This is a genomic window from Embleya sp. NPDC127516, from assembly GCF_044765325.1.
Taxonomy (GTDB): domain Bacteria; phylum Actinomycetota; class Actinomycetes; order Streptomycetales; family Streptomycetaceae; genus Embleya.
On the sequence record NZ_JBIWJT010000057.1, the window covers coordinates 1 to 14,388 of the forward strand.

General features: G+C 66.4%; 14 protein-coding genes and 1 tRNA gene. 5 read left to right on the forward strand and 10 right to left on the reverse strand.

Translation table 11 applies throughout. The features are described 5' to 3' along the window. Nucleotides 1–721 precede the first annotated feature (721 nt). Complete coding sequence (locus ACIRL2_RS49580) at nt 722–1,396, forward strand: Yip1 family protein (protein ID WP_402242106.1); 675 nt, start codon at nt 722–724, stop codon at nt 1,394–1,396. 404 nt (nt 1,397–1,800) lie between these two features. Next, nucleotides 1,801–2,403 carry a bifunctional DNA primase/polymerase gene (locus ACIRL2_RS49585; RefSeq protein ID WP_395867952.1) on the forward strand — a complete coding sequence of 201 codons (603 nt, stop codon included), beginning with the start codon at nt 1,801–1,803 and terminating at the stop codon, nt 2,401–2,403. Nucleotides 2,404–2,566: 163 nt separating this feature from the next. On the opposite strand, the gene ACIRL2_RS49590 is transcribed toward ACIRL2_RS49585, so the two are convergent. After that, the gene (locus tag ACIRL2_RS49590; RefSeq protein WP_395867950.1) at nt 2,567–3,064 is read right to left on the reverse strand and encodes a phosphoribosyltransferase; all 498 of its coding nucleotides are present in this window, start codon (nt 3,062–3,064) and stop codon (nt 2,567–2,569) included. Between the two features lie 165 nt (nt 3,065–3,229). Beyond that, nucleotides 3,230–3,811 carry a dCTP deaminase gene (dcd, locus tag ACIRL2_RS49595; protein ID WP_020557430.1) on the reverse strand — a complete coding sequence of 194 codons (582 nt, stop codon included), beginning with the start codon at nt 3,809–3,811 and terminating at the stop codon, nt 3,230–3,232. Between the two features lie 156 nt (nt 3,812–3,967). Between dcd and ACIRL2_RS49600 the strand changes: the two genes are divergently transcribed. Continuing rightward, nucleotides 3,968–4,038, forward strand: a tRNA-Gly gene (locus tag ACIRL2_RS49600). Nucleotides 4,039–4,103: 65 nt separating this feature from the next. Here ACIRL2_RS49600 and ACIRL2_RS49605 read toward each other — a convergent pair. The 5 genes from ACIRL2_RS49605 to ACIRL2_RS49625 form a co-directional block, all read right to left on the reverse strand. Continuing rightward, nucleotides 4,104–5,258 (reverse strand): tyrosine-type recombinase/integrase, encoded by a 1,155-nt coding sequence (locus ACIRL2_RS49605; protein ID WP_402242110.1) that lies wholly within the window; start codon nt 5,256–5,258, stop codon nt 4,104–4,106. After that, complete coding sequence (locus ACIRL2_RS49610; protein ID WP_360323887.1) at nt 5,258–5,464, reverse strand: excisionase family DNA-binding protein; 207 nt, start codon at nt 5,462–5,464, stop codon at nt 5,258–5,260. Before ACIRL2_RS49610 ends, ACIRL2_RS49605 begins: the two co-directional genes overlap by 1 nt. Before the next feature lie 216 nt (nt 5,465–5,680). Then, nucleotides 5,681–5,986, reverse strand: a complete 306-nt coding sequence (locus ACIRL2_RS49615; protein WP_402242113.1) for a hypothetical protein — start codon at nt 5,984–5,986, stop codon at nt 5,681–5,683. A 14-nt stretch (nt 5,987–6,000) separates the two neighbouring features. Further along, entirely contained in the window at nt 6,001–6,243 is a 243-nt protein-coding gene (locus ACIRL2_RS49620) for a hypothetical protein (protein ID WP_402242116.1), read from the reverse strand. Next, nucleotides 6,236–6,727 carry a hypothetical protein gene (locus tag ACIRL2_RS49625; protein ID WP_402242119.1) on the reverse strand — a complete coding sequence of 164 codons (492 nt, stop codon included), beginning with the start codon at nt 6,725–6,727 and terminating at the stop codon, nt 6,236–6,238. Before ACIRL2_RS49625 ends, ACIRL2_RS49620 begins: the two co-directional genes overlap by 8 nt. Before the next feature lie 216 nt (nt 6,728–6,943). Between ACIRL2_RS49625 and ACIRL2_RS49630 the strand changes: the two genes are divergently transcribed. Continuing rightward, a complete protein-coding gene (locus ACIRL2_RS49630) occupies nt 6,944–8,323 on the forward strand; it encodes a hypothetical protein (RefSeq protein WP_402242121.1) in 1,380 nt (459 codons plus the stop codon). 7 nt (nt 8,324–8,330) lie between these two features. Here the strand turns inward: ACIRL2_RS49630 and ACIRL2_RS49635 are convergent, their stop codons facing one another. Beyond that, a complete protein-coding gene (locus tag ACIRL2_RS49635) occupies nt 8,331–9,248 on the reverse strand; it encodes a phosphotransferase (protein WP_402242123.1) in 918 nt (305 codons plus the stop codon). 364 nt (nt 9,249–9,612) lie between these two features. Here ACIRL2_RS49635 and ACIRL2_RS49640 point away from each other — a divergent pair, with 364 nt between their 5' ends. Further along, a complete protein-coding gene (locus tag ACIRL2_RS49640; protein ID WP_402242126.1) occupies nt 9,613–10,722 on the forward strand; it encodes a TIR domain-containing protein in 1,110 nt (369 codons plus the stop codon). A gap of 1,127 nt (nt 10,723–11,849) precedes the next feature. Here the strand turns inward: ACIRL2_RS49640 and ACIRL2_RS49645 are convergent. Continuing rightward, nucleotides 11,850–12,287, reverse strand: coding sequence for a helix-turn-helix domain-containing protein (locus ACIRL2_RS49645; protein ID WP_402242129.1), 438 nt, complete (start codon nt 12,285–12,287; stop codon nt 11,850–11,852). Nucleotides 12,288–12,728: 441 nt separating this feature from the next. Next, entirely contained in the window at nt 12,729–14,156 is a 1,428-nt protein-coding gene (locus tag ACIRL2_RS49650; RefSeq protein ID WP_402242131.1) for a hypothetical protein, read from the reverse strand. Nucleotides 14,157–14,388 lie beyond the last annotated feature (232 nt).

Consider the following 14,388-nt stretch of genomic DNA (forward strand, 5'->3'; position numbering starts at 1 on the left):
CACCGACTCGATCAACGCCAAGAAGCAGGCCGGCGACGCCAAGGAAGACCTCCAAGTCGTCGACGTCGCACAACTGCTCCTGCAATCGGTCAAACTCCCCGAACCACCGGCAGCGGATGAGGTGCCGGCGGACGCGGCAGTGAAGTAGGACCGGTTTCGCACCGCGTGCCGTGATCGCCGTCGGCCCCTGGAGGGGTCGGCGGCGATCGCTTTTCGCGGGTCGGGTTCGGCTTTGGTTTTTGTGCCCGAATTACGACCTTCCCGGGGCGACGCAGGGGGTCGAACTGCCGGTACCGTCATTGATGTGACTGGCAATGGACCCTACGACCCGTACCGGCAACAGCCCCCGCCTGCCGGCCAGGGTTACCCACCTCAGCATGGCGGGGCTTATGGCGATCAGTACGGCGGTGGCCCGTACAACGGGCAACCGGGGTACGGGCAGCCTGGGGATGGGCAACCGGGCAATGGGCAGCCGGGGTATGGGCAGCCGGGGTACGGACAGCCCGGGTATGGGCAGCCTGGCTATGGACAGCAGGGGTCTGGACAGCCCGGCTATGGACAGCAGGGGTCTGGACAGCCGGGGTACGGGCAACAGGGGACGCCGCCTCCGCCGCCTCAGGGTGGGCAGGGCGGGTATGGCGGTTCGGGATCGGGTGGGTCCGGTACCGGGTCCGGGTCCGGATCCGGTGGCTCGGGTGATCCGAACTACGGTCCGCTGTCGTTGCCGGACGAGACGAGCCTGTACATCTACGGCGCGCCGCCCGAGGAGTACACGACGGTCACGCCCGCGGTGTCACCTCGGCAGCAGCAGCCGTACCAGCAGCCGCCGCAGCAGTTCAGCGGCCCGCCGCCGAGGCGCCTGCACTGGAAAGAGGTGCTGAGTGGGCTCACGCTGCGCCCGCTGCGCACGATGGACGCGGTCCGCGACCAGGCGGTGTGGTGGCCGGCGCTGATCATGTCCGCGCTCGGCGGTGCGCTCGCGGTGTTCGCGAACGACGCGTCGCGCAAGGAGATCGTCGACTCGACGCTCGCCACGAGCGTGCCGGCGCTCGGCATGGTGATCGTCATCGTGCCCGCGTTCTGCGCGCTGCTCGGGCTGGTGTCGCACGCGCTCGCGACCCAGTTCGGCGGGAACGGGTCGCCGACACCGTTCATCACGCTGTCGATGATCCTGGTCTGGATCGCGGACGCGCCTCGGTTGGTGGTCGCGATGTTCGCGCCCGACGACAACGCGATCGTGGCCGCCATCGGCATCGCGTCGTTCGCGCTGACCGCGTGGCTGTTGACCATGCTGATGACGCGCGTGCACGAACTGCCGTGGCCGCGCGCGCTGGGGTGTGTGGCGGTGGAGTTGATCGCGTTGCTGCTGGTGCTGAAGTTGCCGCTGGCTTCGTGAGGTTGCGGGGTCGGGGTTTCGGGGCTTCGGAGCGTTGTGGCTTCGGGGCTTCGGGCGTTGCGGTGGCGGGGCGTCGCGGTGGCGGGTGTGTTGTGACGGTGGGCGGGCGGCGCGCCTTCGGCGGCTCGCGTGGTGGGTGGGCGATGGTTGGAGATGGCTCGCGGGGCGGTCGCCTGGTGGCTGCGGGGCCCTTCGCCGGACGTGGGGTGGGCGGGCCACGGTCCTGACGTCGGGTCAGGTGGCGGCCAAAGCGTGCCGGCAGTGGACCGGGTGGACCACAAGCGGCACGGTCAGGCCGCGTTGCGGATCTGTTCGGCAACCGTTTCGGGCGGTGTACTCGTAGAAGTACACCTATCCGCGCTCGACATTTCGTCGTAATCGCGGTTGCGAGGAACGGAACGGACATGCTTGTGCGGCAACGCACCCGGGCTGCGCTTCAGGCCGCCGCCCTCTTCTACGTCGTGGATCGGGGTTGGCCCGTCCTGCCCGGTGCCTACGTCGAAGACGGCCGATGTTCGTGCGGCGACACCGAATGCCCGGACCCGGGCGCCCATCCGGCCGCGGAGCCCGGGCTGACCCGGGCCACTCGATCGACCGACGACGTCTGGGAGTGGTGGAGCAGCAAGCCGTACACGGTCCTGCTCGCGAGCGGCCTGGAGTTCGACGTCCTGGACGCTCCGGCGAAGGTGGGCTACGCGGCGATCCGCCAGCTCGAGGTGGTCGGCCTGCCCCTCGGGCCGGTCCTGCATCTGCCCGACGAGCGGCTGTTGTTCCTGGTCGACCCGGGCGCGCGCAACCTGTTCTGGTACACGGTCGACCACAACGACACGGCCCGATTCGACGTCCGCCACCACGCGGTCGGCCATTTCGTACCGGCCCCGCCATCCTCCACCGCGTGCGGCGGGCGGACCCGCTGGGCGGTCCCCCCGGACCCGATCGAGCGGGGACTGCCGGGGGCGGTGGACGTGCTGGGGGCGTTGATGCGGTTCAGCACGCAGTCGCGCTGAGGCGCGGGGCGCGCTGAGGCGCGGCGGCGCGGGGTCGCGCGGCGGGCTCGGGGTCGCGCGGCGGGCTCGGGGTCGCGCGGCGGGCTCGGGGTCGCGCGGCGGGCTCGGGGTCGCGCGGCGGGCTCGGGTGTTACTCGCCGTGTGGGAGCTTGGGCGTCGAGGCTCAGGCGTCGAGGATCTGGCCCTGGCGGGTGACGACCGGCGGCTGTACCGACCACGGGAAGTTGATCCAGTCGTCGGTGTGCTTCCACACGTACTCGCACTTCACCAGCGACTGCGGCTTCTCGTACACCACGGCGCAGCGCACCTCGGCGACATTGCCCTCGCAGAAGTCCCGGACCAGCAGCAGCGTCTTGCCGGTGTCCGCGACGTCGTCCGCGATCAACACCTTCTTGTTGGAGAAGTCGACCACGTCCGGTACCGGCGCGAGCATGACCGGCATGTCCAGCGTGGTGCCGATCCCGGTGTAGAACTCGACGTTGACCAGGTGCAGGTTCTTCACGTCCAGCGCGTACGCGAGCGCACCGGCCGCGAACACCCCGCCCCGGGCGATCGACAGGATGATGTCGGGCTCGTACCCGTCCTCCGCGACCTGCATGGCCAGCTCGCGCGTAGCTTGACCGAAGAGCGGCCAGGTGAGGTTTTCGCGCACGTCACTCATGTCCGGGTATGCCTATCTTCTGTTCGGGGGTTCGCGGTCGCGGTGCCGACGCGGTCTCGGGTGGTGCTGCGGTCTCGGGTGGTGACGCGGTTGCGCTTGCGGGTGCCGACTCGGCTGCCACCGTCTCGGCGGCCACCGTCTTGTCGCGCCGCCCGGTCGTGCGGTCTAGTCGCGGACGTTCGTCCGGTGGAAGTCCTTGAACGAGCGGGACGGGGTCGGCCCGCGCTGTCCTTGATACCGCGACCCGTACACCGAGGACCCGTACGGGAACTCGGCCGGCGACGACAGCCGGAACATGCACAGCTGGCCGATCTTCATCCCCGGCCACAACTTGATCGGCAAGGTCGCGACGTTCGACAACTCCAGCGTCACATGCCCGGAGAAGCCCGGGTCGATGAACCCGGCGGTTGAGTGCGTCAGCAGCCCGAGCCGCCCGAGCGAGCTCTTGCCCTCCAGCCGCGACGCCACGTCATCCGGCAGCGACACCACCTCGTACGTCGAGCCCAGCGCGAACTCACCGGGATGCAGGATGAACGGCTCGCCCTCGGGCGGCTCGATCATGCGGGTGAGATCCGGCTGCTCGACGGCGGGGTCGATGTGCGGGTACTTGTGGTTCTCGAAGACCCGAAAAAACCGGTCAAGTCGAACGTCCACACTCGACGGCTGAACCATGGCCGGCTCGTAGGGATCGATCCGAACCCGACCGCAGTCGATCTCCGCGCGAATGTCCTTGTCCGATAGAAGCACGGGGAAAGGGTAATCGCAGCCACCCGGATCCACCCAAACGCGCGACCGCCCTCGCGCCCCTCCGATCCCCGCCGTCCCCTCACCCGAATCGGTGCTGCGACCACGCGCGACGATCCGGTAGAGTGACGGAGCAGGGCTCCCCATGGGGCGCCTGATGCGGGCGTAGTTTAATGGTAGAACATGAGCTTCCCAAGCTTAGAACGCGAGTTCGATTCTCGTCGCCCGCTCGTATAGCTAAGACCCAGGTCACGGACATAATCCGCAACCTGGGCCTTAGCCGTTTCCAGGCTCGCTACGCCTCGCGTGCCAGATCCGTGCCAGATGCGCGTTGATCTTGGGGCTGGACCTTCTTGATCCGCTTCGCGATCGCATCGGCGATGGCTTGGTCCCGGCCGGCGCGAGCGTGCTGGTAGATGAGCGCGGCTCGTGACGTCGACTGGCCCATGCGGTCCATCAGCTCGCGGAGGGTGGCGCCGGTCTCGGCGGCGAGGACATTGCCCGTGTGGCGCAGGTCGTGAAAGTGGAGATCGGTGACGCCGAGATGGCGTGTCCCGCGTCGCCACACCCGGGTGAAGTTGCAGCGGCGCAGGGCCGCACCCTTCGGGCCGACGAAGAGCAAGCCGTCATCCTCCTTCTCGGCGAACCACTCCACGTGCCGACGGAGGTCAAGCAGGATCGGTGCGGGGATGGTGACGGTTCGCTTGCCGGCGGCCGACTTCGGCGGACCGGTGACGCGCTTGCCGTTGCTCATTTCGATGGCAGAGACGTCGATACGGATGGTGCCGGCGTCGAGGTCTACGTGATCGCGGCGGAGGGCGGCGAGTTCTCCCCAGCGCAGAGAGCCGAAGGCGGCGAGGAGTACGAGGGCCCGGTAGCGAGGACCAACACCGTCCGCGAGGGTGAAGACTTGTTCGAGGGTGAGGATCGGGCGTTCCGGGGCCTTCTCGTCGCCACCGCCCTTGATGCGGCAGGGGTTGCGGCGGATCAGGCCGTCGTCCACGGCGGTGTTCATGATCGCGCGCATGAGTCGGTACGACTTGGCGGTGGTCGACAGGCCAAGGCCGCCTTCCAGGCGCATGGCACGCCAGCGGCGCACGTCGGCTTCCTTGATCGCCGGGATGGCTGCGTCGCCGAACGTGGGCTTGAGGTGGAGACGAAGCAGGATGCTGTACAGCTCGCGTGTGCGCGGGCGGAGGTTCGGCCGCTCCTTGATCCAGGCCGTGGCGTAGGTACCAAAGACCATGTCACCGCGTGGGTCGATCCAGTCGCCGCGGCGCATCTCCGACTCGGTGTCGGTCAGCCACTCTTCGGCGGCCGTCTTGGTGGCGAAGGTCCGGTCTGCGGTGAGCAACTTCCCGTCCGGGCCGGGGTATCGCGCCTGCCACTTCTTGGACGGCAGTTGCCGGACCGCGCCGAAGCGACGACGCCTTCCTTTGTTGTTGGCCATCAGGCGGCCCTTCTGTGAGTCGTACCGGACTCGACACGCCCGGCTGAGATGAAGGCTTCGACCGCGTCCGTCGGTATGCGGACGTGGCGGCCGATCCGAACGAAGGTGATGCGTCGCTCTGCGATGAGGCGACGGACGAAGCGCTCGCCGACGTTGAGCCGGTCGGCGGTTTGGGGGACGGTCAGGAGCCGTCCGGTCTTGTTGATCACGGGATCAAGTCCCCTCGCAGGTCAGGACGGTCAGGTCGATTCCTGTTGGGGCCCGTATGTGAGGGGACCTCGACTGTGTTGTCTCGACACCGTTGGGCGTTTGGTCGGTGCGAGCCGGCCTGTGGCGGCCGTTGCCGAATATTGGTCGGGTGGTGCGTTGGTCCGGTCGGGTGCGCGGGGAGCCGTCTTGCGCACCCGACCGGGGTGTGTGGGTCAGGCCGCCTCGTCGTGCGCGGCAAGGTGATCCAGCTCGGCACAGAGGCCGTTGGCGACGAGCGCGGCCAGGCGGTGGACTGCGTCGACGGGGACGGGGCCGAGGTTGACCAAGCCGTCACCGTGGACGTTCACTTCCGCCTTGAGCGCTCCGAAACCGTCGTTCAGGCCGGCTGTTGTGAGGCGTTTGGCGAGTTCGGTCGTGGCGTTGTTCGCCGTGCGCCAGCCACGGACGTAGGGGATGCCAGCGTGCAGGACCTCGGCAGGTGGTGCGCAGGTTCGAGCGTTGTCGGCCGCGGGGCGCATGGCGATACCTCCTGTCAGGCGGGGTTCTTCTCTGATGTGGCGAGGAGTTCGGCGAGCCGGGTGGCGGCTTCCGGTGTGGTGCGGCCGAGTTCGACGAAGCCGTGGCCGAAGGCATTGACGTCGGCACGGAGGTAGGGGAAGTGCTCGGCGAGGCCGGCAGCGATCAGGACGTCCCGCAGGGCGACGACGGCGGACCGCGCTTCGTACCAGGCCGTGGTGTCGATGGGCGACCAGGAGGCCGCGTCCGGGTCACTCATCGTCCGTTCCCTCGGCTGCGGCGGACAGGTTGCGCGAGGCGATCAGGAGATGACCGGCGAGAAGCGCGACCGCGTCCCGGTCGAGAGTGGATTCCTCGGTGGGCTTGCTGAGCCACTGGTAGCGATCTCCGGTTTCGACGCCCGGTCCGGGGACGAGGAGATATCCGCCGGTCGAGAGGTACCGGTACGGCACGTCCCCACGAAGGACCGTCAACGCGCCCGCGAAGAAGGACTCCCCGACCGGCGCGATGAGAAATGCAACCTTCCGTGCCCGGTGGTCGATGGCCGACGGCGGAGCCTGGGAGCCGAGCCGCCGATACCAGTCGACGGCTTCGATCCCCAACCGATCCGCCACGACGACCGCGTCGAAGACGTGGCCGGTCGCCCACAAACGAGGCCCCCGAGGGTGCTCGGTCCCGTCCGAGTTGCCCATGGCTGCGAGCAGCCAAGCGCCGGCGGATTCACTCACCTGACGAAGCGTCATGTTCATCTCCCGAAGCCCGCCGGTCGCTCCGACCGGGCACCACCAAGGTGCGCCGGCGGCACCGCTCCAGGGCAGACGGCAAGGGATGACAAGGGGTGACACGCCATGTCACCTCAGCGCACGCCCAGCAAGATCAACTCACTGCGACTCTTTGACGACGCTTCGTGTGCGCGAGCATGATGGCTGAATCTGGCTCCGCTTCAGGGGAGGCGATTCGTGGTGCCAACCACCACGCCGTACCGAGCCGATCTTCTGCGCGCGGCTCGTAATCGCCTCGGCTGGAAGAAGCCACGCCTCGTCTACGCCCTCCGCCAGGCCGCCGCGCAGGAGGGCCGCTCGCTGCCCACCGACACATCGCTATTGCGGAGCATCGCCCGGTGGGAGAACGGCCAGACGCACCCGACCGACTATGTCGAGTTGCTGGTGAAGGTCTACGGCGAACCGGCCCACCGTCTCGGCTTGGCCGATGTCCCGGCCACGCAGGAGACTCCCGGAACGGCCTACCCCACCACCCCCACCGACGGAATCGAGTCCCTCGCGGCATTGTGGCGCGCCGATCTCGCGCCCGGTAGCGACGTGCAGGCGTTGTCCCCCTACCCGGCCGCCTGGAACGCGGCACCGCTTGCGTGGCTGGTCTCCGCCGAGCAAGAGCAGTTGCCGAATTCCCGAACACGCACGCTAGTAGGCGCATCAGACGTCGAAACCGTCCGCGCGACCGTCGACGTGTACGCCGACCTGGACAACCGCTTCGGAGGCGGACACGGCCGCCGGGCCTTGATCCAATACCTGGACGGCGACGTTGCCGAATTGTTGACCGCACGCAGCACGGAGCCCGTGGGCCGAGCCCTGTTCGCCACCGTCGCCGAAGCCACCCTCCTCGCAGCATGGATGAGCTACGACAGCGGCCACCACGGCTTGGCCCAGCGCTACTTCATCCAAGCCCTACGCCTGGCCCAGACCGCCGCGGACCGCCGCCTTGCCGGAAGCATCCTGTCCGCGATGAGCCACCAGGCCACCTACCTCGGCCGCTTCACCGAAGCCGCCAATCTTGCCCGCGCCGCGCAGCTCGGCACCACAGGGCACGCGACCCCGACCCTGACCGCCCAGTTCCTCGCGATGGAGGCCCGAGCCCTCTCCCGCCTCGGCGACCACGCAGCCTGCAACGCCGCCCTGACCCGGGCCACCACGATCTTCGAGCGCAACAATCCCGGCGAAGACCCGGAGTGGATCGGCTACTTCGACCAGGCGGAGCTATCCGCCGAACTCGGCCACTGCTTCCGCGACATGCGCCAGGCCCAACAGGCCACCACGTACGCGGAACTGTGTCTCGGCGGCACCGACGGCCGCTACATCCGCAGCGACTTCTTCGCGACGATGGTTCTCGCCGAAGCACATCTGGCGGCCGGTGAACTCGAACGCGCATGCCGAACGGCGTTGGACGCCCTAACGATCGGCCGCCAACTCAAGTCCGCCCGTTGTGTCTCCTACCTGGCCGCATTCCGCAAGAAGGTGGACTCCCGCAGCGACTCAACCGCAGTTGCCGAATTCCTGGAAGAGGCCGCCGGCTACCGCATGTGGCAGCAAGCCGCAGGCTGACCCACCCTCAGAACGGCGCCCAGCCGTGCCGGTCCCCACCGGAGCGCAGGTCCGAGATCCGCCGCTCGACCTCTGCTGAAACCTCGGCGTCACCGTCCATGTTCTGCGTCAGCCACACGGTCATCATCAGCTCCCGCATGTCCCCCAGGACCGGGTAGCCGTACCAGTTCATGACGTCGAACCCGTAGGCGTTCACGAACGCCTCGTACTCCGTCCGGGTGTGCCATCCGTACCGCTCGTAGTACATCGCGGTCAGCACCAGGTCCCACTCACGCGGCCCGAGCGCGAACCCGTCCAGGTCGATGAGGACAGCCCGCCCTGTGTCGTCAACGAGCGCGTTCCCGACGTTCGCGTCTCCGTGCACAAGCCCGAACGGAAGCACGAACTCCAGAGCGTCGTACCGCTTCCGCAGTTCCTCGGCCCGCTGCCGAAGAAACCCACGGTCGTCATCACCCAACGCCACCGCGGCGTCGATCCGCCCCCACGTCGCCGCCAACGGCTCCAGATACGGAAGCCCCAACGACGCCGGTTCCTCCAGCCAATGCAACCGCCGCAGCAACTCCGCCAACGCAACCACGCCCGCGAACCGCTCCTCCTCAGCCACCAGCTCCCAGAAGGTCACCACCCGCCCATCGACCACGAGCGGTTGCCGAATCCGCGACGCAACCCGCACCGCCGGGAAGCCCACCTCGGCAAGCCACCGAGCCGCAGCCACGGTCCGCTCATGCTCATCGACCCTGTCCGCCGACCGAGCCACCCGCACCACGACCGGATCACCCAACCGAAAAACAGCGTTCTCCCCAAGTCGCAGCAGAGACGCCCTGTCGGCACTCAGCCCGGCCACAGCACACGCCGAGCCCAACACCTCCCGAGCATGCTCCGCAGTGAACGCCCCACCGGCCCCAGACACCCCGCCATCCGCCATACCGCGAAGCTACCCGCAACGGGCCCCAAGCCGACCAGCCATCGCCACCCAATCGACCACTGCCGAATTTGGCTCTACTGGATCAAGGCGGCGCACTACGTGCGCCGACGTGCGTTGCGGTGGGGCCGGGGCGCGCGTGCGGCGTAGCCGCCGTTCCCGCCCCGGCCCCACCGCAACGCACCTGGCTCGTCTGGCCACATGCAGGGTCCTTAGGCGATGGCACCTCTTCCAGGAAAATACTCGGAAGCTCTTATCCCCAGAATCGACCGGCATTCTTTCGATCACCTACAGTCAACCGCATAGCTCGACACGATCAATTTCGCCCACAAATGTGCAACTGAGATATGACTGTATGCTCCGTGACATGAACGAAGAAGAGAACCCCGCAGGCTTCTGGAGCTACACTCACCGGGACGACGTTCTGGACGACGGACGAATTCTCCGCCTGGCCGAGTCGATCAGTCACGAGTTTGAAATTGTCACGGGTGAAGCCTTGAATATCTTCCGTGACAATACTTCGCTCGCATGGGGGCACGTCTGGCTCTCGCGAATCGACTCGGCGCTCGCAACTAGTACTTTTTTCATCCCTGTCATCACCCCGAGGTACTTCAAAAGCCAGCAATGCCGACGGGAAATCATTAGCTTTGCCCAGAATGCAGCTAGCCTTGGCCTGGAAGAATTGCTCTTGCCTATCTATTATGTGAACGTTCCAGAATTGTCTGGAGAGCATGTAGATGATGAAGTTGTCACATTGATTCGCGAACGCCAAAGGGTGGATTGGCGAGAACTGCGGCTTGCAGACGAGAAATCACCAGAATATCGGCAGGCTATCAATAAGCTGGCGATCCGATTGAGTGAAATCCTCGAACAGACTGCGGCCGCTGTAGCACCTAACTCGACCCCTCCGCCGGAAGAGCCAGACGAGCCTGGCACGCTCGAAATCATGGCAGCGACCGAAGAAGCCCTGCCCAGATGGCTGAACACCATCAACCTTTTTGCGGAGGTCACCTCCGAGCTGCTAGTCGAGATGCAATGGGCCGCTGGAGCATTCTCTGATTCAGACGCTCATGGAAAAGGCTTTGCTGGACGCTTGAAGATTTCCCGGGAGCTAGCAGAACGACTCGATGAACCCGTCGAGAAAATCACCTCACTCGGCTCTCAATATTCGGCCGAACTGCTCGCTATTGATCCTGGCATGATTGGAATCATCCGGCAAGCCACAGAGGGGCAGTTGTCTGCCGAAGAAACAAAAATGGCTGACGATTTCTTTTCTGGCATTAAAGACCTTGTCGAAGTCACTCGAACCGTCACTCCATCTCTGAAAGAGTTCGCCAGTGGCGCGAGCAATGCCGCCAAGGTTAGTCGTCACATCCGCCCTGTGATGAACCAAATTCAGGCAGCTATTCAGAAGGTAATCGACGGCCAAACAATCATCGAAGGTTGGGCACGGCTCATCGATGAAGTTGACGAGTAAGTCGCCGAAGCCACTCGCTCTGACGATGACTCCTTATGACCTTTGAATAATGCTCAACTATTCAAGCTTCGCAGCTGCGCTGCGAGCCGGCTGGGGGCCGGCGACGCGACCTTTGGCCGCGACCGGGGCGCGCTCGTTGCGTAGGACACCCGTTGGTGCTGGGCTTTGAGGACCAGGCCGCAGTTGCCGAGCAGCTGGGTTGTTGGTCGGGTTGCGTGACCCGCGCGCATAAACCACGGCATGCCACCCGGTCCCTGGCATGCCGTGGACCGGGTGCGTGGGTCGGGTTTTGGGGGCACCGACTGGTTGTGCAGCATGCGTGTAATGATCTTGGAATTGGGTGGGTCCCGACGCGGTTCATGTGCTGGTCAGAGGCCGATTTGGGGAATGCGCTCACACCCGCTCCGGAGCCGTGTGGCTCAAGTAGTCGGTGGGCTCGGGGAAAGTGTCGGTGATGCTGCCATGTGGTCGTCGCAGGCTGCCCACCAACTTTCACCGCCCTGGTCGCGTACCAAGACACTGTGGGCTGCTCGATTAGGGCAAGGCGCTGCCCAGGAGCATTCGCCGCGACGGCTTGCAGTGCCCTCTTTGTGATGGGTCGGATTCCAGACTTGTGCGTCGATCAGTTCCATGAGTGCCACGCTAGCCAGGACGCGTGGCCTTTCGGAGGCAATCGCTGAGACCCGGCGCAAGGGCACTTCGGCACCTCTAGCCCACAGACGCTGTTGCCAGCAGAGGAGCGGCCGACCTACCGTGCCAGACGCGTGCCAGAACGGGTGGGGACTTGCGGTCATCCAGGGGCACTGACGGGCTGTGCGGCCGGTAACACCGGCGCGAGTTCGGGGCTGGTCAGGTTGTGTTCGACGGCCTAGCTGGAACGGCGCTTCCCAAGCTTAGAACGCGAGTTCGATTCTCGTCGCCCGCTCGTTGGATGAAGGCCCAGGTCACGGACATGATCCGTGACCTGGGCCTTCGTCGTTTTCAGCTCGCTACGCCCTTGCGGGCGGGGTCCGTGCCGGATGCGCGTCGATGTCGGCCCTGAAGCTTTTTGAGCCGCTTCGCGATGACGTCGGGGAGCGGCTTGGCAGCGCCGCTGCCGCCTTCGACGCAACGTCCGGCCTTGCCCGTTAGACATTTACCCTGAGCCGATGCGCCGTGTTTCCGGCAGTGGTGGCGCTGGGAGGCTTGCGGGGGAGCCCGGTCAGCAGGGATTGACCTCCGCGCGTCGTTGAAGTTGCGGGGGCGCGACAAGCCGACCGAGTTGTCGAACGGGTTGCCCGTCGGGCTGCCGGCTTGAAGGTCACCACCGGGTTGCCAGTGAGCAATGCGACTGTGAAGTGCCCTTCCAAGGCCCGTCCCAGGCGGAGCAGTGTCGGTGTGGTCACCGGTCGGCCGCCGTCCTCAAGACGGCGGATGACCCGCTCGTTCATCCCCACACGGCAGGCGAGTTCTGCCTTCGTCCAGCCGAGTGCAACGCGGCGGTCGTAAACGGCTTGGGCCATCGCGTCGCCGAGCGCGGCCTCCGCATACGCCTGGTCGAACTCCTCGACCTCGCCCGTGGTCATCGCATCCGCGTGGGACGTCTCGGGGACGGGCTCGGCAGCGGCCTTCGCGGCCCTGCGACGCAATGCCTCACGCGCAGTTATCGTCGACCTCGCCTGTGGTCATCGCATTCGCGTGGGACGTCTCGGGGACGGGCTCGGCAGCGGCCTTCGCGGCCCTGCGACGCAATGCCTCACGCGCAGTCATCGTCCTGCCCCCGTCAGTCATCTCGTCTGTCGCGGCCGTCGATCTTCCCGGTTTGCCACCAGCCACCGTCACCGGCCGCCCAGTTCCAGCGGCTGGGGGCGGGTTGGATGCGCGGTGAGCGGTTGGTTATGCGGTGGGTGGATGTGTTGAGGCGCGGAGGGGCGGGTGGGGCGCGCAGGTCGGCTGACGGTTTGCGGGCGGGGCGGACTGCCTGATGCGGCCTGCGTTTCTGGGCCGTCAGAGGTGTGGGATGGGCTTCAGCGCCCGATGTCGCGGGTTGTGGGGTCCTGGTGTCGGGGGGCGGAGCGGAATGTGGCGGGGGCGTTGGTGGGCGCGGTGGAGGAAGGGGCGGGGACGCGGGGAGCCGGCGGCGATGACGACAGTGGGCCGAATGAGCCTCCGATCAGGCGGGCCAAGTCCAAGTGGCGGGACGGCACGGGTGATTGCGCCTGGTGTTGTCGTGCCACTTCGATGGCGGCCGTCGACGCGACGTTGCGCCCGGCCGGGGGTGGCGCGGTGGGGGCGGGGCCCCGTGCGGTCGACGGTTGTGCCTGGTCCCGAGCCGGCGCGGGCGTCGTCTTCGTCCTGTGAGCGGCTGTCGCGGCCTGGCCCTGGGTCGGTCGCCGTGCGGGGTCCCGGTGCGATCGGACTGCGGGCTGGTGCGGTCGGGCCACGTGCCGGCCGGAGCGGGCGAGGGCCTTGCGATTCGCCGGCATGGGGCCCATCACCGGAAAGGCGCGTTCGTGGTGCAACTGATGCTGCGCGGCCGACAGGGTGTGCGCCCGCCCGCGCCATTCCTGCAGAATCGCCCCGCTTCCAGGCTTGAATGGGGCGATCGCGCTGCCGAGACGTTCGGTGATGTAGGCGTTGGCGGAATTGGCCTCCGAGCCCTCCATGACCACGTTGTCCACCGCGTATGCGGGTACCTCGTCGGCTGCCACGGTCATACCCGGGCTGTACCACAACACCTGGGTCAGGTCCTCGAGATTGACCAGACCGGCGGGTTTTCCGATTTGCCCACCGATGATTTCCCGGAGATCGTCGTACATGGAATTTGGATAATCCGGAAGGACGCCGGCATTTCTCCATTCGGGATGGGAATTCATCTCCATTACATGCGCCATCTCGTGAGCTCCGATCCGAATGGCCGTGGTTTTGGGATCCAAGTCTCGCTGCGAGAGCGACTGCAATTCCTCACGTTGTCCAGGGCTGGTCCAATAGTCGCTGAGGACGACTGAGACACCCAGGTTGACGTAATTCGCGTGCTCGCTTCCTTTCACCGGACGATCGGCTGAAAGAGTCCGGGTCACAGCACCATCTTTCTGCTCCCAATCGGCACCATCCGATGCATAGATGTTGAACGGCAGTATGTTCCCGCGAGCGCTCTTCGAAAACAATTCGGACGTTCGGAGCATCCCGTCCGTGATCTCATGAAGCGTCCTGATATCGCCGCGCCATGGAAGCTCGGGTCTTTCCAGCAGACCATCCGACGCAATGGCGGCCGCCCGGCCCCCGGCGGCTTCCAGGGCTGCCTCCAGATCATTTTGGCGCCCGAATACATGAAACTCTGGCGACATCGAGAATTGGAAAATCTCATCGAGGTGGCGCTTCAGGGCACGTGCGACCGCGCGGTGGGTTGTGGCCGCGTAGATCTCGGGAAATCGAGAGCCACTTTCGTTGTTCACGTCACACTCACTCGGGAATCGGGTCTTCGGGCGACGGGGCCCGTTGTGGGGTTTCGGCGCGACTCGGGAGGTGTGGGTGCGGCGGTCAGGGCATGCGGGTCGTTTCGTGTGCCGATCGTGAGGCGGTGCCGGGTGCACCGGGTCGGGAGTACCACGGTGCCGGGAGCCGGTTCGGGCTGTTCGGGCTCTGAGCAGTCACGCACTTGGCGCCTCGCGGCAGGGTCGGCCGGGG